The sequence below is a fragment of the Microcoleus sp. MOSTC5 genome, from assembly GCF_036701825.1.
GTDB lineage: Bacteria > Cyanobacteriota > Cyanobacteriia > Cyanobacteriales > Microcoleaceae > Microcoleus > Microcoleus asticus.
Genome location: NZ_JAUBRK010000022.1, coordinates 94,683 through 114,333, shown reverse-complemented (window position 1 = coordinate 114,333; position 19,651 = coordinate 94,683). Strand labels below are relative to the sequence as shown.

At 48.2% G+C, this 19,651-nt stretch carries 16 protein-coding genes; 7 read left to right on the top strand and 9 right to left on the bottom strand.

Annotation, left to right across the window (positions count from 1 at the left end):
- Window positions 1-1,874: calcium-binding protein (locus QUA54_RS14460; protein WP_333415182.1), on the top strand; the 1,874-nt coding region annotated here is incomplete at its 5' end.
- A gap of 172 nt (window positions 1,875-2,046) precedes the next feature.
- On the opposite strand, the gene QUA54_RS14455 is transcribed toward QUA54_RS14460, so the two are convergent.
- Window positions 2,047-2,604: an NUDIX hydrolase gene (locus QUA54_RS14455; RefSeq protein WP_333415181.1), complete on the bottom strand. Its 558-nt coding sequence runs from the start codon at window positions 2,602-2,604 to the stop codon at window positions 2,047-2,049.
- 90 nt (window positions 2,605-2,694) lie between these two features.
- Between QUA54_RS14455 and QUA54_RS14450 the strand changes: the two genes are divergently transcribed.
- A complete protein-coding gene (locus QUA54_RS14450) occupies window positions 2,695-4,026 on the top strand; it encodes an AMIN domain-containing protein (protein WP_333415180.1) in 1,332 nt (443 codons plus the stop codon).
- Window positions 4,027-4,199: 173 nt separating this feature from the next.
- On the opposite strand, the gene QUA54_RS14445 is transcribed toward QUA54_RS14450, so the two are convergent.
- Window positions 4,200-4,796, bottom strand: coding sequence for a DUF3172 domain-containing protein (locus QUA54_RS14445; RefSeq protein ID WP_333189336.1), 597 nt, complete (start codon window positions 4,794-4,796; stop codon window positions 4,200-4,202).
- Between the two features lie 287 nt (window positions 4,797-5,083).
- Between QUA54_RS14445 and clpS the strand changes: the two genes are divergently transcribed.
- Window positions 5,084-5,365: an ATP-dependent Clp protease adapter ClpS gene (gene clpS / locus QUA54_RS14440; protein WP_172192892.1), complete on the top strand. Its 282-nt coding sequence runs from the start codon at window positions 5,084-5,086 to the stop codon at window positions 5,363-5,365.
- Between the two features lie 227 nt (window positions 5,366-5,592).
- Here the strand turns inward: clpS and QUA54_RS14435 are convergent, their stop codons facing one another.
- On the bottom strand, window positions 5,593-5,922 hold the full coding sequence (locus tag QUA54_RS14435) for an RNA recognition motif domain-containing protein (RefSeq protein ID WP_172192890.1): 330 nt from the start codon (window positions 5,920-5,922) through the stop codon (window positions 5,593-5,595).
- A 286-nt stretch (window positions 5,923-6,208) separates the two neighbouring features.
- Window positions 6,209-7,492, bottom strand: a complete 1,284-nt coding sequence (locus QUA54_RS14430; protein WP_333415179.1) for a hypothetical protein — start codon at window positions 7,490-7,492, stop codon at window positions 6,209-6,211.
- Window positions 7,493-7,900: 408 nt separating this feature from the next.
- On the opposite strand from QUA54_RS14430, the gene QUA54_RS14425 reads away from it, so the two are divergent.
- The gene (locus tag QUA54_RS14425) at window positions 7,901-9,286 is read left to right on the top strand and encodes a UDP-N-acetylmuramoyl-tripeptide--D-alanyl-D-alanine ligase (protein WP_333415178.1); all 1,386 of its coding nucleotides are present in this window, start codon (window positions 7,901-7,903) and stop codon (window positions 9,284-9,286) included.
- A 152-nt stretch (window positions 9,287-9,438) separates the two neighbouring features.
- Here QUA54_RS14425 and QUA54_RS14420 read toward each other — a convergent pair whose 3' ends face one another.
- On the bottom strand, window positions 9,439-9,894 hold the full coding sequence (locus QUA54_RS14420) for a MarR family transcriptional regulator (RefSeq protein WP_333415177.1): 456 nt from the start codon (window positions 9,892-9,894) through the stop codon (window positions 9,439-9,441).
- Between the two features lie 108 nt (window positions 9,895-10,002).
- Between QUA54_RS14420 and QUA54_RS14415 the strand changes: the two genes are divergently transcribed.
- The 3 genes from QUA54_RS14415 to QUA54_RS14405 all read left to right on the top strand — a co-directional run bounded on the left by QUA54_RS14415 (window position 10,003) and on the right by QUA54_RS14405 (window position 12,381).
- Window positions 10,003-10,947, top strand: a complete 945-nt coding sequence (locus tag QUA54_RS14415; protein ID WP_333415176.1) for an EamA family transporter — start codon at window positions 10,003-10,005, stop codon at window positions 10,945-10,947.
- Window positions 10,948-11,030: 83 nt separating this feature from the next.
- Window positions 11,031-11,726: a glutathione S-transferase family protein gene (locus QUA54_RS14410; protein ID WP_333415175.1), complete on the top strand. Its 696-nt coding sequence runs from the start codon at window positions 11,031-11,033 to the stop codon at window positions 11,724-11,726.
- 40 nt (window positions 11,727-11,766) lie between these two features.
- Window positions 11,767-12,381, top strand: coding sequence for an FMN-dependent NADH-azoreductase (locus QUA54_RS14405; protein WP_333415174.1), 615 nt, complete (start codon window positions 11,767-11,769; stop codon window positions 12,379-12,381).
- A gap of 279 nt (window positions 12,382-12,660) precedes the next feature.
- Here QUA54_RS14405 and QUA54_RS14400 read toward each other — a convergent pair whose 3' ends face one another.
- The 4 genes from QUA54_RS14400 to recG form a co-directional block, all read right to left on the bottom strand.
- Entirely contained in the window at window positions 12,661-13,071 is a 411-nt protein-coding gene (locus QUA54_RS14400; protein ID WP_333415173.1) for a hypothetical protein, read from the bottom strand.
- Between the two features lie 294 nt (window positions 13,072-13,365).
- Window positions 13,366-14,010 (bottom strand): Uma2 family endonuclease, encoded by a 645-nt coding sequence (locus tag QUA54_RS14395; RefSeq protein ID WP_333415172.1) that lies wholly within the window; start codon window positions 14,008-14,010, stop codon window positions 13,366-13,368.
- A gap of 352 nt (window positions 14,011-14,362) precedes the next feature.
- On the bottom strand, window positions 14,363-16,447 hold the full coding sequence (gene fusA / locus QUA54_RS14390; RefSeq protein ID WP_333415171.1) for an elongation factor G: 2,085 nt from the start codon (window positions 16,445-16,447) through the stop codon (window positions 14,363-14,365).
- 577 nt (window positions 16,448-17,024) lie between these two features.
- A complete protein-coding gene (gene recG / locus QUA54_RS14385; protein WP_333415170.1) occupies window positions 17,025-19,532 on the bottom strand; it encodes an ATP-dependent DNA helicase RecG in 2,508 nt (835 codons plus the stop codon).
- Between the last annotated feature and the right edge of the window lie 119 nt (window positions 19,533-19,651).

The window sequence follows — 19,651 nt, the reverse complement described above, 5'->3', positions numbered from 1 at the left end:
CCGCGCCGGAACCAACACCAACACCAACACCAACACCACCAACACCACCAACACCAACACCAACACCAGCGCCAGAACCGAGCCCGATATTCGGTCCAGTGCCCGAACCAGATACCGGTTGCGGTTGCCAACCACTGCCCCTGCCGCCCAACTTCACATTTATCCCACCCCAGCCTTCACAAACACTCAACTTCGACTCCAGCGCCGCACAACTCATCGACATCCAAAACACAATTCTCGGGACTGCGGGAAACGATTCCTTAACAGGAAACGAAACTAACCAACTGTTTCTCTCCCTCCGCGGCGACGACACAGTGTTAGGTGAAGCAGGCAGCGATATCGTTTACGGCGAACAACAGCGAGATTTCATAGCTGCAGGCCTCGACAGCGACATCGTTTACGGCGGCAAACAAACCGATGCCGTATTTGGCGGCAAACAAGACGATCGCATTTTTGGCGATCGTAATTCCGACACATTGTACGGCGATCGCGGTGCCGACACCATCGTCGGCGACAACGGCAACAACATCGACTTGACCGACAGCGACGGCGACCTGATTTTCGGCGGTTCTTCAGGCGATGCCATTGCTAGCAACCAAGGTTCCGACACCGTTTACTCCGGCAAAGCTGGGGACATCGCCTACGGTGGCACCGACAGCGACCTGATTTGGGGCGACAAAGGCGCGGACACCCTTTCCGGCGACAACGGAGACGACTCTGTATTCGGCGGCGTCCTCAACTCCCAGGGCAACGACCCCGACGGCTTCGATTTGCTGTTTGGAGGCGATGGCAACGACTTACTCAACGGCCAAGAACAAGACGACACCTTGATTGGCGGCAACGGCCGGGATTTGCTGTTTGGAGGCAAAGCCGGCGATCGCATTTTTGGCGAAACTGACTCGGATACTCTCTACGGCAATCAAGGTTCCGACACCATAATCGGCGACTACGGCACTCAACAAGGCAGCACAATTGCCACTGATGAAGGCGACTTAATTTTCGGCAACGACACGGGCGATATCATCGGCGGAAGTAGCGGTAACGACAGCATTTTTGCCGGCAAAGGCAACGACTTAGTTTACGGTGGCAAAGACAGCGACCGGATTTGGGGCGAACTCGGTTCCGACACCATTGTCGGGGATGAGGGAGACGATTGGCTTTACGGCGGTTTGCAAAACCAGTTAGTGTCCGATGTTGATGGCCGCGACTTGCTGTTTGGAGGGGATGGGAATGACTTTCAGGGCGGAGGTGAGAGTTCCGACTCTTTGAGTGGGGGTGAGGGTAACGATATTGTTCGCGGAGGCAAGGATGACGACTTGGTGCACGGAGATGCTGGCAATGACTTGATGTACGGCGACTCCGGCAGCGATATTTTGTGCGGCGATCAGGGTAACGATACCATTAATGGCGATCGCGGGGAAAATCTGCGAGGCGCTGTGGGTGAAGACGGCCAGCAAGACTGTATTAACGGGGGCAGTGGCGATGACCTGTTATACGCCAATGAAGGTCAAGATACTCTCAACGGTGATGAGGGTAATGACACCCTCAACGGAGGGAAAGATCGCGACATTCTCAATGGGGGTGCAGGGGATGACTGGCTGTTTGGCGATGGGGGAGATGATACTTTGATAGGAGGTATTGGCAGCGATCGTTTTGTGTTGAGTGCTAATAACGGTATCGATACTGTGCTCAATTTTGATGTAGGAACTGATAAGTTTGTCCTCACCGAGGGTTTGAGTTTTGAGTCGTTGCAAATTAACTCGACTGCGAATGGCTTTTTAGTTAAATTTGCTGGCAGTGGGGAGGTTTTGGCTCAGGTTTTTGGGGCTAATAATTCTCTCACTTCTCTCGATTTTGTGGCTGGGACTCGGTAAGAGCGGAGTCATATTAGGTTCCGTAAAATAACCATTATCAGGTTGGGAGTAAGGACTTCAGTCCTCCGAAAACTCCCTCTGAATTCCTCACTACTAACCTGATAATGTGTTCTTTTCCGGGGAAATAATATAAATTTAACCAGCTCGTGTATGGCTCCATGCACACCACACTTTACGGCTGTTTGTGCAAAAAATCTAATCCTAAAAAAATAGCTGCGATGCTCCCGGCTACGCAAATTTCTCGGTTTGCTATTTTACAAAAAACTTCGGCAAGTGGGACTAAAACTACTTCAATATCTTCTGTAATATCCAATTGTATTTGGCTGGCAAGCTTGACATTTTTAGCAAAGTATAGGTAAATACAATTGGTATCTTTTACGGGGTTATCATATAAGGTTGCTAGTTCCAAAATTTCTTCAGCAACATATCCCGTTTCTTCGGCAAGTTCTCGGGCGGCAGCAGATTTCCCGCTCTCTTCAGCAGGATTGAAAGTTCCAGCCGGGAGTTCCAGCAAAATCTCGCCTGCTCCGTGCCTGTATTGGCGCACAAATACAAGTTCTTGCTGCTCTGTCGTGGCAAATACTAGGGCGATATTGGGTCGGACATGAACAAAAAAGTCGTCTATAATTTGTCCGCTTGGCAATTCTATTTCATCTTGTCTAACCTGACACCACTTGTTGTTAAGAACGAAGCGCGATCGCAATAATTTCCATTTAGCTAAATTTTTCATATCGCCATAATGCTAAACTTTCAGCGTCATCCGAAGGCAAAATTTTCCCATCCATAATCTATTTCAGATCCAAAATTTCACCCAGCCGCTATGCCATACAAAAAATTACTCACCAGATTTGGGGAAAACTTACAAAAATTGGCTGTTAATTCTCTAGGACGCGGATTATTTGCGATCGAGTCACTGAGTCTGAGTCTAGCAGTCGCCGCCGCAGTTGCAGCAGTGCCGGCAGCACAGCAACCAGCAAATGCTTCTACAGTCACAAGTTGGCAATTCGATCCGGCGACAAATCAGCTAGAAATTACTCTCCCAGAGGGAACAACCCCCACATATTCTCTACTCAACCCGAATCAAATTGCTGTGGATTTGCCCAATACTGAGATCGGAGTAGATGCAACTCAGCTATACCCGCAAGGCACTGTACGTTCTGTGGCGGTGAGTCAACTTCAACCGGGAACGGCGAGAATTCTGGTCAATTTGGCTCCCGGAGTCGGTTTCAGCGCAGGGAAAGTTCAATTCCAAAGAAGCGGGGTAGAAAATCGCTGGGTGTTGCGTCCTTCGATCGAACCGACTCCTATTGTGGAAACTTCCGAAACTCAACCCCAGCCTGCAATACAAGTACCGCAAAACCAGCCGCCGACAGATTCCAACTCAAATGGTGCTCCAAAGGTCGATCGACCTGACCCTCCTACTTCCCTGAATCTCGCTACAAATTCTTCGCAGCCACCAACTCCCAACGACCAAATCCGACCGCTAAGAGTTCCTTTAGTCAGTGTTCGCATTGACGGAGCCTCAGGGGTACAAGGTACTGCTGTACCCCGCCTAGTTCCTCAAATAACGGCTGCTGATGCACCCCAACAGCGGACGCTTACCTTTGGTGAAGCACTTCCTCGCGGACGATCGAATGCTGTTTTGCAGGCTGCGGCTGGGGCGAATGTCTTGTTGCCGGCGGGGACGGAACTCAGTTTGCTATACCCCGGTGCTGAGGCTTTGCGCCTTGCCCGTGCGAAACCCAGCCGAGAGGAAGTACTGCTGCTGCAAGGGGGAATTCTCGACAGTCGCGGCAATACGATCGTACCTGCTAATACGCCTGTCATCGGTCGATTTGAAACGACCAACCTTGGGAGTCGATTTGTTGTCGAAGCTATTAGTCTCAACGGCCGCAATATCCCTCTCTTCGCTCGCTCGGAACCTGTGGGAGGCCGCCGACAACAGCCTTCCGATCGCAGTTTGTTGCGAAATACTGGTATTGGTGGTTTAGCTTTGTTCTTGCTGAGCGGCTTTTCCGGTATCGGTTTGTTGGCGGGAGCAGCCGGTGGTGTTGCTACAACTTACGTCGCTGCTCCTCAACCTGCTACGATTCAACCCGGCCAAATTTTGCAAGTTCAGTTAACTGAAGATTTCCCGCAGTTCGGTTTTTGAAGGAACAAGTCCGAGGTTTGAGGGAACAAGGAAGTCTTCCCTCAAACCTCGGGCTTCAAAATCTACTGAGAGCAGTTTTCCCTTGTATGAAATAAAGTAGGGACTTAGGCCAAGCCTAAGTCCCTACCCGAGCATCTGTAATTGACTCAACTGAAAACCGCTATATCGGCGATTTAGAAATTTTGACCTTCAGTGGTTGGAGCTATCGAACCCGGTTGGTTGAGGAACAGGTTTTTAGCGCCGTCGTTTTGGTAGATACAGTTAATTTCGGGTTGGGCTTCCAGGGGGCCGGTGAAGCCAAAGGTGTTCATGCGATTTTTGCACTCTCGCACTTGGTTTTGGCTGATGAGTTTTCTTTGTTCCAGAATTGCCCAGTTATTGGTTCGCAGGACGCATCCGGGGCGCATACTCGGCTGCGAAATGTAGACGTTGAAAGGGTTAAGGGTGACGTAGAGGCGCATATCTGTCACCATCGCGCTTGCTCCAAACTGTACGCAAAGTTCTGGGTTCGGGGCGCTGCGATCGATAAATTCGCGGGATGCTACGTTCTCTGGGCTAATGGTAGCTGTGGAGCTAAAAGCAATGCCAATCCCAATTCCCAGAATAAAGACGGCTGTTAAAATCCCAAGAGTGGCGGAATTGAGGAAAGAGGGTTTGCCGGACTGAGGTTGACGCCGCGACTGTCCGCCAAATGAGCCGGAGTCTTCATCTCCCCGGGATGCGTCGTCGCTGAATCTGTCGTCGTTGTAAGATTTAGGTTTGCGTTTCATATAAGGTTCCCTCAGTTCTGGAGACTCAACAGGTAGTAGTTTGTTATTTTTAACCGATCTCGCCTTTCTAATATTATGGCGCTAGGAAGGTGGTTGCGGAGGGCCCAGGACACCCCCTCTGGCTTTGGTGTGGGGTTCACGGCTCGCGATCGACCAAGGGGCTGCCTTGTCTGATTATTCAGATTTCAATAAAATAACTGAAAGTGACATACTCTTGCACAGCGGAGGAATCCGGTTCAAGATTGTTGACAAATTTTAACATTTTACAAGTCAGGAGGTATAGATTAGTGTCTGTCGAAATTATTCAAAAAAGTTCCACAGTCCGCAAGCTGGCACCGCGCTACCGCGTTCTGCTGCACAATGATGATTTCAATCCTATGGAGTACGTGGTGCAGACTTTGATGGCGACGGTACCGAGTCTGACTCAGCCACAGGCTGTGAATGTGATGATGGAAGCCCACACTAACGGGATGGGACTGGTGATTGTTTGCGCTCTCGAACACGCTGAGTTTTACGCTGAAACGCTCAACAATCACGGATTGAGCAGCAGCATCGAACCTGACGATTAAAACCTGACGGCACTGCAACCGATTCGCCCAGAGCGTTTCAGGCTCATACCGTCAACCCTCATACCAAAAAGCCAAGGGTTAGGCCCTTGGCTTTTTGGTATATTTAAAGCGGTAGATATGGAAACTTGAAGAGCATAGGTTTTTCGGAACGGCCGGAAGTGGTTCGGAGCTAGGTGAGCTCGATCACCAATTTCAACTCTCCAATCTCAAATCTTTATCAGAGGAAATTAATAACGTCCTCCGCCGCCGCCGCCTCCGCGAGCAAATTTTCCAGGGCCGCCGCCGCCCCGGTTGCCGCCACCCCGGCCTTCATCTTCGCGGGGCTTAGCTTTGTTAACTTTGAGGTCGCGACCCATCCACTCTGCTCCGTCGAGAGCACTAATGGCTGCATCTTCTTCTGCATCTGTTGACATTTCTACAAAACCGAAGCCGCGGGGGCGACTGGTTTCTCTGTCGGTAGGTAGATGTACTCGCTTAACGGTTCCGTATTCGGCGAAGACGGTGGTGATGTCTTCTTGGGTAACTTGGTAGGATAAGTTACCGACGTATATCGACATGAGGAATAACTCCAAAATTTAGACAGTGCGAAGATTTCAGTTTCGGAGAGTCCCCTGCCGATACAGAAGGGCAAGTTTTTAGACAATTCTGTAGCAATGAACAAAGCCTGCAACTGAATCTGATTCACACTTGGTACTTTAACATAGAATAGCGTCTTTTGAGTAGGTTTCAGCAGTTAATTAAGTCGTTCTAATTAAACGTAAAACTTTTAGGGTATTGAGAAACCTGGTTTCTCGGTGTGATGTTTTGTCAAGGTGGAAGCACAGAAAGTTGTGGCGCGTGCTCTCACCGCAGGAAAGATACATCCACCTTGCCAAAGTTTGTACTCAAAGCTAGATTCACGTTTTCCAGGGCTTTGACTAACCACACCACGCCTTCTCGGGTACTGAATTCATAGTGACCGAACAAAATTGCCAGCCGCTTTTCTAGGTAGGGCTTGACTTTGCCGCAAATTAGTACGATTTTCAGCAGCAAACCTGTGGTTTGGGTCGGCCCGAGATTAGAGATCAGGTCGATGAAGACAAAGTGGTTGGGCCGCACAGGACTCTCTACTACTAAAAAGTTCAATAACTGGCTGCAAGTTCTGATCATTAAAAATTCGTTGAACTTCTGATCGTCGCTGTGAGGAAAAGTATTTTGTAGTTGCTTATACAATTTTTCGTTAAATTGACGTTTGCCGTAGCGATCGTCGGTGACAGAAGAAATCAGGTATTCGTACAAGTCGTCTTTAAATGAGCCGTAAGACGCAGTTGTGCTGGCGTTCGCCGTGAAGCGACCCGCTAGCTCTCTGTAGGTATCGGCTCCTTCTACTTTTCCGACAAATTGCTTGAGGGCAAAGAACAGTTCTGGATCGCTCAACAGCGTTGGGTTTTTTATAGGCTGTATAACTCTCCCGAAAGAAATTGAGGTTTCCCGCCGTGCTGTTTGGGCTTTTCTCACTTGGTGAGCGACGTATTGGGAGAGGTTGACCTCAAATTGCTGCTGCTTTTGAGCTTGGATTTTTTTAATGATTTTCTGCTGTTCGTAGGTGCTGTCGTCGCTGAGCAGGCAGTGTTTATACAGGTAAGGATAGCGGGGAATTAAGGTTCCGAGGGCAAGGGTAGCAGGGATTTTGCTGTTGCTGCTATCTTCATTGCTGTGAGTTATGACTTTGGCTAAGCGTTGGAGTGTGAGGTACTGTTCGCTTTCGGTAAATTGATTTACTAATTTGGGGATCGAGCCTCGCGCCCGCGATTGATTGTAGCCAAATAGTATTTTGGGTGCTTCTTCAAACAGAGCGATCAATTCAGGGATGGCTGCTTGCTTGCTGGAGTAAGTTTGCCAGCGGTTGATCAGGATGTGGCAGCAGCGGTTGAGGATGTACTTGAATTCTTGTTCGGCGTGTTCTGAGGCTGCTATTTTTTCGAGTGCCTCGGCGACGGAGCGATCGGGATATCCGGTACCATGAATAAACAAAGTGCGAAAGCGGCTGATGAGTTCGGCCGGCTGCTCTCGTTGTACCAACTCCAGCCAGTGCTTGTAAAGTAGCTGTTCTTCTTCGTAAATTTTCTGTCTATTGTAGTCGTTCACTGTGGATTAACCTCCCAGTCTGGGGCAAGAGCTTTCAGCGCTATTAGCTTGATGAATTGGCAGATGAAGCGCAACAATTGAGTCAACCGAGCTGCTCGCCGGATGAGGCTTAGGGTAGAAGCTGTCAGCAGCTTAAGCCGATCGATATTTTTTGCTTAGTTAAAACTAATTACCAACATCAGCATGGCATGAATTGTTGGTAATTAGCAAGGCCTTAAATCAATAGAGCCTTTGTAAAGTATTGGTAAAGACTGTGAGTAGGTACGGAAGAATTTCTTGGTTTGCTGACGATTTAGTATTAGGATTGTCAAGGTCTATCCTGGCCAGCAGCCCCCTGTCAGTTAAATGTCAGGTCAAGCAAGGTAGGATTAGCTGTGAAAATAATTATTTGAAAGGTGAGTGCTGGTTATGGTTTGTCGCGTAAGTATCGCCAGACTTTTTGAAATTTTAAATGTACCTTTGCCTGCTGTGCCTGACGATGTTTTGACAGCTTTAGGGACAGGTATTGCCACAGATACGCGCACTCTTGAGGGAGGCGAAGTATTTTTGGCGCTGCGGGGAGACAATTTTGATGGTCATCAATTTGTGGCAAAAGCCCGTGATTTGGGGGCGATTGCGGCGATAGTCGATCGACATTGGCAAGAGGAATTGCCTAATTTTCCGCTGTTGCGCGTGGACGATACTTTAAAAGCTTATCAGTCGATCGCCCGCTGGTGGCGAAACCAGTTCAGTATACCTGTAGTTGCTGTTACTGGTTCGGTCGGTAAAACTACTGTTAAAGAATTAATTGCGGCGGTTTTGTCAACGAGTGGAAATGTTCTTAAAACTCAATATAACTACAACAATGAAATTGGCGTACCAAAAACTCTGTTGGAGCTTTCACCTTCCCACAATTATGCTGTAATCGAAATGGGAATGCGCGGGAGTGGCGAAATAGCGCTGCTGTCGCAAATTGCGCGTCCTACAGTGGCGGTAATTACTAACGTAGGAACGGCGCATATCGGGCGATTGGGTTCGGAAGAGGCGATCGCCCAAGCTAAGTGCGAACTGTTAGCCGAAATGCCTGCTGATAGCATTGCTATTCTCAATCACGATTGTGACAGATTAATAGCAACTGCGGCCCAAGTTTGGCAGGGAAAAACTTTAACTTACGGTTTAGAAGGCGGCGATTTGTGCGGAGAATTGCTCAATAATGATACAATGTCTGTAGAAGGTGTGGAATTGCCACTGCCGCTGCAAGGACGGCACAATGCTGTAAATTATTTGGCGGCTTTGGCGGTAGGAAAAGTTTTAGGTATTGATTGGGAAGTTTTAAAGCAAGGTTTGTCTGTGCAGTTACCGGATGGACGGGCGCGCCGCTACGATTTGCCGCAGGATATTGTGATTCTGGATGAGACTTACAATGCTGGTTTGGAGTCGATGTTGGCGGCCCTGAGACTGTTAGCAGATACTCCAGGAAAGCGCCGGATTGCGGTGTTGGGAACGATGAAGGAATTGGGCGACAGGGCGATCGAATTTCACCGACAAGTGGGAATGGCGGCGCGAGAGTTGAATCTGGATGCTTTGTTTGTTTTTGCTGATTTTGAGGAAGCGACGGCGATGGCTGCGGGTGCGGCGGGTTTGCCTTTTGTGGAGGTTGAAGATATTGCGAGGGAGAATTCCCGCGAAGATTTAGCAAGGCATTTAATGGAGTGTGTCACACCGGGCGATCGCATTTTATTTAAGGCCTCTCATTCGGTGGAGTTGAATCGAGTTGTTGAGAAAGTTAGAGCTGATTTGGGCGGGGAAGAATAGAAGAGAAACTTGGCGGTTGTGACTCGGCGATTTATATCGTTTCCGATGAAGAGCGGATTTGATATTAAAGAGACTTTTGGCGAACAAGAGTTCTGCCACCGAGACTGGCATCATTCTGGTTCGCCAAGTGAGGACTATCTGCTCGGACGCCCTTACTGACTAACTGCCGCAAGCATTCGCTTCAGCACTCGCTGCATCACCTGAAGTTCTTCATCATCCAGGTGACAGGCAAAGTATTCTGCAATTCCTTCAGCGTAAACCGTCCACATTTGCTGTTGCATCGCCAATCCTGCCTCAGTCAGCACAGCATAGGTGCCACGCCGATCGCTCGGACAGCGTTTTCGATATAGCAGTCCGGCTTTTTCCAGGCGATCGACCAGATGGGTCAGATTGCTCCGGCTCAACAGCGCCTTCTCGGCTAAATCGCTCAAGCGCAGACGATACTCTGGCGCTTCTTTGAGCGTCAACAGTACATCGTACCAATCCATCGAGGGCAGCCCGGCCTGAGAAAACTTTTCGCCCATGCGATCGAGCAGCTTGACGTTGGCGGTGATAAAAAGCCGCCAGACAGAGTTCTGTAGATTGTCCAGTATAGGTTTAGCAGTCATCTCAGGATTATCTCAAAAAAGTAGTTGAAATTTCAACTATCGCGTGCTATCGTAATTTTAGTTGAAATTTCAACTATCAAATACTAAACTACTTGCGAAGGTGAAACGATGGCTGCTAAAACGCCTCACACCGCCTGGAAATCTCTGCTCGAAGGCGATCGCGACTCACCCAATCTATTGGGACTGCTGGCAATGCTCCTGACAGTTGTTGCCTGGGCGATCGCTGCTAATGTCGCCAATCGCCTGTTTTTATCAGGAGTGCAGCCGTTTGAGCTAGCTGGAGCAAGCGCAACGATCGCCACCTTTGGACTTGCGATTCTGGATAGTTTGGTGGGACGCTCCCACGCCAAGCCGATCGATCGTCCACAATTTACGCTGGGACTCATTCTCGTTGGCTTAGTCGGTGCCGATTACCTGGCAATTCAGCGCTTGCCTGTAGCCGTGGCGATCGTTCTGTTATTTACGGCTCCTATTTTGGTTGTCCTCTGGACTGCTGTGACTTCCCGATGCCTGCCTGCTCGCCCTGTACTGGTGGCGCTAATTCTTTCCATCGTCGGAGTGCTGCTGGTTTCTAATTTACTCGTCAGTCACGAGGCACGGGTTGAGTGGTTGGGAATTCTCGTCGGTTTAACGACGGCGGTGTTTTTTGCTGCCTATATTGTACTGAGCGATCGGGTGAGCGCAACTCAAGAAACCATTGGTGTAATGTTGAAAGTTTTTGCCGTCGCCAGCCTATTTTGGATTGCCTATCAGTTGACGCAAGGAATACCTTGGACGCTGCTTGCACGGGAGAACATTCTGAAAGTTATCTATGTCGGAATTGCAGGGAATTTACTTCCTTATCTATTGTTTTTCTGGTGCATTCAACGGATTCAGGCAGAAAGAGCGGCGATCGCTGCTACGCTAGAACCCGTCGTTGCAGGAGTGCTGGCATGGTTTTGGTTCGATCAAACCCTGACAGGAATGCAGATAGTTGGTGGATTTACGATCGTTGTGGCGATTACCTGGATGCAGTTTCAAACCGCAACCCCAAACTCCCTAGATTCACAGTAGCTGTTGCGAATGCTACTAGCTAGAACAAAAAAACGATTGAGCGATCGATAGAAATTAAACGTTTAGTAAGGGAAGAATGACTCATGTCTCAAGTAAAAATTTATAGCGCCAAAGTTTGTCCCTACGCTCAGCGAACTCGCATGGTTCTACTAGAAAAAGGGGTAGACTTTGAACAGATTGAGATAGATCTGCAAAATAAGCCAGATTGGTTTGCTGAAGTTTCTCCCTATGGCAAAGTACCCGTAATTCAACACGAAGAAAATCGGATCTGGGAATCGAGCATTATCAACGAATATCTGGAGGAAGTATTTCCAGAGCCACCCTTAATGCCCAATAATCCGGGATTGAGAGCGATCGCCCGCATTTGGATTGACTTTGCCAATACCAAATTTACCCCTGCATTTTACAAATTGCTGTTGAGCCAGGATGTTCAACAACAACAAAACTGGACAAATGAACTCCATCAACACTTGTTGTTTATCGAAAAAGAGGGATTTCGTCAGTTATCAAAAGCAGGTTCCTACTGGTTAGGTGATTCACTGAGTTTAGTCGATCTGTCCTTCTATCCCTGGTTCGATCGATGGATAGCTTTAGAACATTATCGAGGTGTCAAACTGCCAGCAGAATGTACTCGATTGAGGGAATGGTTGGGTGTGATGCAGCAGCATCCTTCTGTTCGAGCAACTGCTCAGCCTCCCGAAGTTTACATTCAGGATTACGCCCAGTATGCCAGCGATCGAGCCTCTGGAGTAACTGCTGCGGAAATGCGACGCTACTAGGCAATCAAATTCAAAACAATCTCATGGAGAAAGTGATTTTATGGTTCGCATTTTACAGATCGACACCAGTCCTCGGTACGAACAATCTCATTCGCGGATGCTTGCGCAAGAATTTATGGAAAAGTGGAGCGCTCGTCATCCTGAAACTAAAATAATCCACAGAGATTTAGGGTTAAATCCTGTGCCTTACATTGATTCGACATGGGTGAAGGCAAAGTTTACCCCACACGACCAATACACTCCCGATTTGGCAGATGCGCTCCAGCTTTCAGATGAATTGATTGATGAGTTTTTGACTGCCGATCGCTACGTTCTATCTGTCCCGATGTATAACTTCAGTATTCCGGCAGTGCTTAAATCCTACATCGACCATATTGTTCGACCCAAACGCACCTTTGCTGTTGATGCTGGTGGTTTTAAAGGATTAGTAACTGACAAAAAAATGCTGATTTTTACTGCTCGCGGCAGTGATTTTAGTCCGGGTTCTGCATTTGCCCCATTTGATTTTCAGGAACCTTTTTTGCGAACTGTATTTAACTTTATTGGCATTACGGATATTCAATTCATCAATGCCAATGCGCTCAACTCCAATCGGCGGGAGCAATCTTTAGCAGAAGTCAGAACAGCGATTCAATATTTTGCCTTCTGCTGGTAGTTCATTTAATTATATAGCAGTTGTCAAGTCAGTGACACCTATACGATCGGCGCTCTGTTCGGGACAGAAAAATACCACAAACAATAAATGTAGTAGGCGGGGAAGTAGCTCAATTTTTTCCTCGGAAACCTGCTGGATTACTGGGTATTTGAAATTAGTCGATCGCGTCGAACTCACGTTTTGATCGTTGATGCATAAAGGTAAGGTGCACACTGCGCACACCGAGGATAGTGTCTGCGCGTAAGTCCCGATCGATCAATATTCCGATCGCTCTAACGGCTAGATTTCGATATCTGGAGAAATCTCAATTATTGAAATTTTGGCATTTTCAACTAATGTATTTCCCATCATTATATTGTGCATTGCCTCAAACTTAGATTCATCCTTAGCAATTCGTTCGTAGTGCAAAATTACGTGATAACGCTTTTCAATTGGCTCTCCAGAATCCGAAATTTTCACCGCGTCCCAATCTATATTTTGAGATTCTTCGGCTTTCTGGCGGTAGCGAGAGGCTAAATGTCCTAAGCCGATCGCGATCGCGTGTTCTTTCGTTTGTCCGTAAAAATTCATGCGATCGTCGGGGCGATCGCTCAGAGATGACAAAATCTGACAAAGATACTGCCCGTTTGATTGAGCACAAACGTCGATCGCAATTGTACCAGCAGTGCGATCGGGATTTATTTCGGTCATCTCAACCTCGCTATCTGATGAAATAAAATTGCTAAATCGTATCAGGGTCAATATTTAATTCTCGCAGTTTGGCGGTCAGGCGATCGGCTCGTTGCGTCTCTTGTTGAGCACGTTACATCTCTATCAAAATTGAGATGGAGGAGAACATTAGCGATACGCTTTAAGATATGCAAGGGCGAAATTGAGGTGAATTTGAGTATCTCGCCCGAGTCATCCATCCGCGTCAGTCAGCGTTCATCGGCGGTTGCTAAAAAGAGCGTCAAACCCAGCCATCCCCTAGGGAATCGCCCTCATTCACTCTCCTGACTGAATTTGACTCCTCACCCACTCCCGGAACAAGCGAATTAAAGCATTTTCTTTTGTAGTCCTCCTCAATTCCAAAAAGCGCAGCATCTCAACTTGCGACAAAAAAGGGAAAGTCGGAGAAACATCTCTTTCGGCATATTCCTGTGATTCTAACTGATAAATTATTAAACGATTTCCGTCGTAGCGCCAAACTTCCGGTACGCCTAAACTTGCATATAAAGAAAGTCGATCGATCGAACTGCTAGTCACGTCAATTTCCACCACTAAATCTGGCGGCGGATCTTGATTGAGATCGATTTGTTGTTTGTCCCAAACCACATCCTCATTTTGGATGTAGTAGCACTGATCCGGTTCCAAACCGCGAGCTAAATCCTCGCGCCTGCAAGTTAGTGAACCCAAACTCCGAATTTCAACATTTAATTCTTCACTCACACTTTCCACAAAACGACCCAAAATTTTCTTACTACCTTCGTGGGGTGCTGATGGAGTCATAATTTCTAAATTTCCGCGATCGTAAGTCAGGCGAATTCCTCTCTGTTGGGCTAACTCATTCAGCAAGGATTCGTATGTTTTCCAGCTAATATTTTTCAGCAGAATTCCGGTACTTTGACTCGGGATCAGGATGGCTGTCATGGCTACCTGCCTGGGTTTTAAATTATTGATTGTATCTTAGCAAAGATTATATTGATTGATGCGCGATCGCCCTTTTAGAGAGACTTTTGAAGAGAGCATCTCTTGCGGAGACTAAAAAGTATTTTTTAGGAGTGTGAAAATAAAATTGGTATAAGCCCAGGCGCATCTAAGTTTTACTGTGAAGTGCGATCGAACTCTTGTGGGGAGTTGGGGTTGGGCGTCTCGCCCGCCCGAAAAATACAATTTATATCCGCTGGAGCTTACTCCCATTGACCAAGGTTAAAAACTAGAAAAATCTAGTTTTTAACCTTGGCGATCGAGTGCGACGAATCGATTCGTCGCACTCAATACACTACTTCGCAGCTTGACGCTCTTTTGCCGCTTTAATCACTTCTTCAGCGATGTTATTCGGACAAGGAGCATAGTGCGAGAAGGACATTGAGAACTGTCCGCGCCCAGAGGTCATAGTACGCAAGTCGCTAATGTAACCAAACATTTCGCTCAACGGCACATCTGCCTTGATCCGCGCTCCTGTCTGGCTTGTCTCCTGAGATTTCATCATCCCCCGGCGGCGGTTGAGGTCGCCGATCACGTCGCCCATGTAATCATCTGGAGTGAATACATCGACATTCATAATCGGTTCGAGCAACTGAGGCCCAGCTTTAGGCAGAGACTGGCGATAGGCCGCTTTGGCAGCAATTTCAAAGGCCATTGCTGACGAGTCAACGGGGTGGAAACCGCCTTCTAGAAGCGTGAATTTCAAGTCTAGGCAGGGGAACCCAGCCAAGACGCCTTTGTCGATGCAGCTTTCAAAGCCTTTTTCGACCGCTGGCCAATATTCTCTCGGTACGCTACCACCAGTCACTTTTGACTCAAACTGGAAGCCGCTTCCCACCTCACCAGGCTCGATCACATAGCCAATCTTGGCAAATTGACCGGAACCACCTGATTGCTTTTTGTGGGTGTATTCGTCTTCGAGGCGCTTGGTAATCGACTCGCGGTAGGCTACCTGCGGTTCGCCGACTTCTACTTCGATGCCGTGGGTGCGCTTGAGAATGTCTACTTTGATGTCGAGGTGTAACTCGCCCATCCCCTTGAGAATCGTTTCGCCGCTTTCTTGATCCGTCACCATGTGGAACGATGGGTCTTCTTGCACCATCTTGGTGAGGGCTGCTCCCATTTTTTCTTCGCCGCCTTTTTGTTTCGGTTTGACCGAAATCGAAATAACGGGATCGGGGAACACCATCGGCTCTAGGGTGGCAGGATTTTTGGGGTCGCAGATGGTGTGTCCGGTGCGGACGTTTTTCATACCGACGATCGCCACAATGTCCCCTGCTTGGGCCGATTCGATTTCTTCGCGAGAGTTGGCGTGCATCTCCACCAAACGGCTGACGCGCTCGGTTTTGCCTGTGGCGGTGTTGAGTACGGTGTCGCCCTTGGACAACTTACCGGAGTACAGGCGCGTGAAGGTTAAAGCACCGTAGCGATCGTCCATGATCTTAAACGCGAGTGCCCGCAATGGCCTGTTGGGATCGACGATCGCAAACTCGCCGGTTTCCTCGCCATCGAGATCGACTTCTGGCTGCGGTGTGACTTCCATCGGGTTCGGCAGGTAGTCAACTACGGCATCGAGAACCAACTGCACGCCTTTGTTTTTAAACGATGAGCCGCAGTAGGTGGGGAAAAATGCCCGATCGCGAGTACCTTTGCGAATGCAGCGCTTGAGGTCGTCGATGCTCGGCTCGTTGCCTTCGAGATACTGTTCCATCACAGCGTCGTCTTGGTCGACGGCCAGTTCGATCAACTTTTCGCGCCAAGTTTCGACATCATCGACCATATCGGCGGGGACATCTTTAATTGCATAGTTCATCGGATCGCCTGATTCATCCCAGATCCAGGCTTTGCGGGTCAGCAAATCGACTACACCGCAAAACTTTTCTTCTATGCCGATCGGCAATACCATTACCATCGGTTTAGCGCCAAGGATTTTATCGACTTGCTGGACAACGCGGTAAAAATCTGCGCCCGTGCGATCGAGCTTGTTGATGTAGATGACGCGAGCGACTTTGGAATCGTTAGCGTAGCGCCAGTTGGTTTCAGATTGCGGTTCAACTCCACCCGAACCGCAGAACACACCGATGCCACCATCGAGAACCTTCAGCGAACGGTACACCTCGATCGTAAAATCGACGTGTCCCGGGGTATCGATGATGTTGAGCTGATGCTCGTTCCAGAAGCAGGTGGTAGCAGCGGATTGAATCGTAATACCGCGCTCTTGCTCCTGTTCCATGAAGTCAGTAGTCGCCGCGCCTTCGTGAACTTCACCAATTTTGTGGATTTTGCCTGTCAGTTTCAGGATTCTTTCTGTTGTGGTGGTCTTGCCAGCATCTACGTGGGCGAAGATGCCAATATTTCGATAACGAGTGAGATCTTTCATAATTACTGTTGAGATTAAATTCGACGAACCGTCGGCGACCACCTGCAAGCGTAACCAGCGAGGAATCAATGTTGCCTTAGGCGCCAGTACAGGCTAGATTTCCTTTCCCCTGTTTCTGGCAGAACTATCTTAATTTTGACACTTCCCCGTCATTCCTGCGAAGGATTTTTGGTTTAATTCAGTACGGGAATCCTTACAATTCATAAAAATACCCTAGACCAAGGGAAAAATTTTCTGTGAAAGTTAGGTTGGGTTCAGAAAGTAGGTTGGGTTGAGGCACTCGTACCCAACAAATTCTTGTTTTTGACGCTTCGCTAAACTTGATATTTTGCACCATTCTCAGCAAAACGGTATAAAGCGGGTTTTCCTGACAAAAAACCTCAGATTTTACGTGACTTTGTGGCAAGAAACCCGGTTTCTGGCATTAAATCTGACATTAAATAGGTAGGTGCAAATAAATCAGCCTACGGGGAGAGGGTGCGTGAGTGGAGCAATAAACTGTCGGCTGTGATAGATATTCGCTTAACCCGACCATACAAAATATTATTAAAAACACTGTTGCTGCGTCCAGGAATATCTAAGTCAAAATCGACCCGCTCATCATCCGCTGATATCTCCGCTCCAATTCATCCCGCACCACTGGCCACTGATTCAAAGTTTCATCATTCTCAATTACCATTTGAGCCGCCGCCCTCGCCAACTCCAAAACCTCCTGATCCTCCACCAAACTCGCCAAAGCAAAATCCGGCAAACCCGACTGCCGAGTGCCCAAAACCTGACCTGGCCCGCGCAATCTCATGTCCATTTCCGCAATAAAAAAGCCATCTTGAGATTGTTCTAAAACCTTCATTCTCTGCATAGCTTCCGCCGTTTTGGAACCGGGCATTAACAAACAATAAGAACGGTTGCTGCCCCGACCGACTCGACCCCGCAACTGGTGCAATTGGGACAGTCCAAAACGCTCAGAATTTTCAATCAGCATTACCGTGGCATTCGGCACATCTACTCCCACTTCAACCACAGTAGTAGATACTAAAATATCCGTTTCTTTGTCCCGAAACTTAGTAATTGCCTCATCTTTGTCGGCACTGCTCATCCTGCCGTGGAGCAAACCCACCTTAAACTCAGGAAATACACTTTTTTCAAGTTTCTCTTTTTCCTCAATTGCCGATCGCACATCCAACTTTTCCGACTCCTCGACCAGCGGTAGCACCACATAAACTTGACGCCCGCTAGCCACTTCCCGCCGAATCAAATCGTAAGCTTGAATGCGTTCTTTGGCAGACAGTACAGTGGTTTGAATCGCCTGCCTGCCGGGGGGAAGTTCATCAATTTGACTCACATCTAAATCCCCGTGCAGCGTCAGCGCCAGCGTCCGGGGAATGGGAGTTGCCGTCATCGTCAAAACGTGGGGAGCTTCGCCTTTTTGCTGCAATTTAGCGCGCTGCTGCACGCCGAATCTGTGCTGTTCGTCAATTACTGCCAAACCCAATTTTCTGAAACTCACCGTATCTTGAATCAGCGCGTGAGTTCCCACTAAAACAGGCAATTCTCCGGTTTCTAACTGGCTGTGAATTTCCCGGCGCTTTGCTACTTTTGTCGAACCAGTTAACAGTTCGACAGACAAGTGCATCAAGTTAAACCAACCTACCAATTTGCGATAATGCTGTTCTGCTAAAACTTCTGTCGGCGCCATTAAAGCGGCTTGATAGCCGGATTGAATTGCTGCTAGCATTGCCACGACGGCTACTACAGTTTTACCGGCACCGACATCGCCTTGCACCAATCTGTTCATAGGTTGCGGCGAAGCTAAATCGTTGAGGATGTCGTTAATTACTCTTTCCTGAGCATTAGTCAAGGCAAAAGGCAAGATTTCATAAAAATGTTCGATCAATTTGCCGCTAGGAAGGATGACAGCACTAGCTTGAGCTTTTCTTTGGGTTTGGCGGCGCTTTAAAAGTCCTAATTGCAGGTAGAAAAATTCGTCAAAAACTAAGCGGCGGCGGGCGGCGGCCAAACAATCTCGATCGAGCGGAAAGTGAATATTAGTCACGGCATCGGCTAAACCCATTAAACCGTAACGCTCGCGCAAATCTTCCGGTAGCGATTCTGGCAACATTTTCGCCGCCGGCATTGCAGCCAAAATCGATCGCCTCACCGAACCGGCATCCACCCCCTCTGTCAGCGGATAAACCGGTATCAGGCGGCCGACTTTCATTGATTCGATCGCACCGCCGGAGTCGTCTAATACTTCTAACTCAGGATTGTCTAAAGTAATTCCATATTTACCCTGCTTCACCAACCCGGAAGCTGCCAGCACCGCACCAGTACAATACTCGCGCTTTTTGAATTCTTGCCAACCGCGATTACTGTAGCGAGGACCTGCAAAAAAACGACTAATTTTTATTTCTCCGCTGCGGTCTTTTAAAATTACTTCTAATATGGTTAACTTCTTATTCTTCGGACTAGAAAAGCAATTGCACCGCTTTACTTCTGCGATCAAAGTCACAGTTTCCCCAGCTACGAGTTCGCGAATTTGTACTTGCTTTGCATAGTCGATGTGGTTGCGCGGATAGTAGTAAAGCAAGTCGTATACAGTGTATAAACCCAGTTTTACCAAGCGGTTGCCATTGGCGGGCCCGATGCCGGTGACGCGGGTTAACTGTTGGTCGAGAGTCAGGCCCGGCGGTGCGGGTGCTGCACTCAGGGGTGCAGTTCGGGGAACGGAAACTGCTGGGGCGGTTGGTTGGGGAGCGTTTGCGGGTCTGACTTGTGCTGCTTGTTCTTGCTGGTGCCGAGTTTCTTGTTCCCAAACTTGCTCCATTTGCCTCAGAAAACTGACCGTAATGGCGATCGAATGTTGGCGCTGTTCGAGATCTTTCTGAGGGTAGATGTCAAATTCAGCGGCTAGTTGTCTGGCTCGATCGCGCGAAGAAGCCGCCACAGCAACTGCCAACTGTCTCAAACTGAGGCCCAGAAACTCGCTGAAGCGGTATTGACTGCCTTGGATGTCGTTAAATCCGCGATCGGCTTCTACTGAAAGAGCTTTTTGCAATCGCTGCCATTCTGGTTGATTATTAGTCATCAGTCATCAGTCATTAGTAATTAGTAATTAGTTATTAATCATTAGTCATTAGTCATTAGTCATTAGTCATTAGTTATTAATCATAGCTCAAGAATTCCAGACAACTGTCAACTGTCAAC

Excerpts from the sequence above, each read along its gene's own strand:
- QUA54_RS14405 (WP_333415174.1), top strand. The coding sequence starts at position 11,767 with ATGGTTCGCATTTTACAGATCGACACCAGTCCTCGGTACGAACAATCT.
- QUA54_RS14395 (WP_333415172.1), bottom strand. The coding sequence starts at position 14,010 with ATGACAGCCATCCTGATCCCGAGTCAAAGTACCGGAATTCTGCTGAAA.
- QUA54_RS14435 (WP_172192890.1), bottom strand. The coding sequence starts at position 5,922 with ATGTCGATATACGTCGGTAACTTATCCTACCAAGTTACCCAAGAAGAC.
- QUA54_RS14415 (WP_333415176.1), top strand. The coding sequence starts at position 10,003 with ATGGCTGCTAAAACGCCTCACACCGCCTGGAAATCTCTGCTCGAAGGC.
- QUA54_RS14400 (WP_333415173.1), bottom strand. The coding sequence starts at position 13,071 with ATGACCGAAATAAATCCCGATCGCACTGCTGGTACAATTGCGATCGAC.
- QUA54_RS14420 (WP_333415177.1), bottom strand. The coding sequence starts at position 9,894 with ATGACTGCTAAACCTATACTGGACAATCTACAGAACTCTGTCTGGCGG.
- QUA54_RS14410 (WP_333415175.1), top strand. The coding sequence starts at position 11,031 with ATGTCTCAAGTAAAAATTTATAGCGCCAAAGTTTGTCCCTACGCTCAG.
- QUA54_RS14425 (WP_333415178.1), top strand. The coding sequence starts at position 7,901 with ATGGTTTGTCGCGTAAGTATCGCCAGACTTTTTGAAATTTTAAATGTA.
- QUA54_RS14445 (WP_333189336.1), bottom strand. The coding sequence starts at position 4,796 with ATGAAACGCAAACCTAAATCTTACAACGACGACAGATTCAGCGACGAC.
- QUA54_RS14450 (WP_333415180.1), top strand. The coding sequence starts at position 2,695 with ATGCCATACAAAAAATTACTCACCAGATTTGGGGAAAACTTACAAAAA.
- recG (WP_333415170.1), bottom strand. The coding sequence starts at position 19,532 with ATGACTAATAATCAACCAGAATGGCAGCGATTGCAAAAAGCTCTTTCA.
- QUA54_RS14455 (WP_333415181.1), bottom strand. The coding sequence starts at position 2,604 with ATGAAAAATTTAGCTAAATGGAAATTATTGCGATCGCGCTTCGTTCTT.
- fusA (WP_333415171.1), bottom strand. The coding sequence starts at position 16,447 with ATGAAAGATCTCACTCGTTATCGAAATATTGGCATCTTCGCCCACGTA.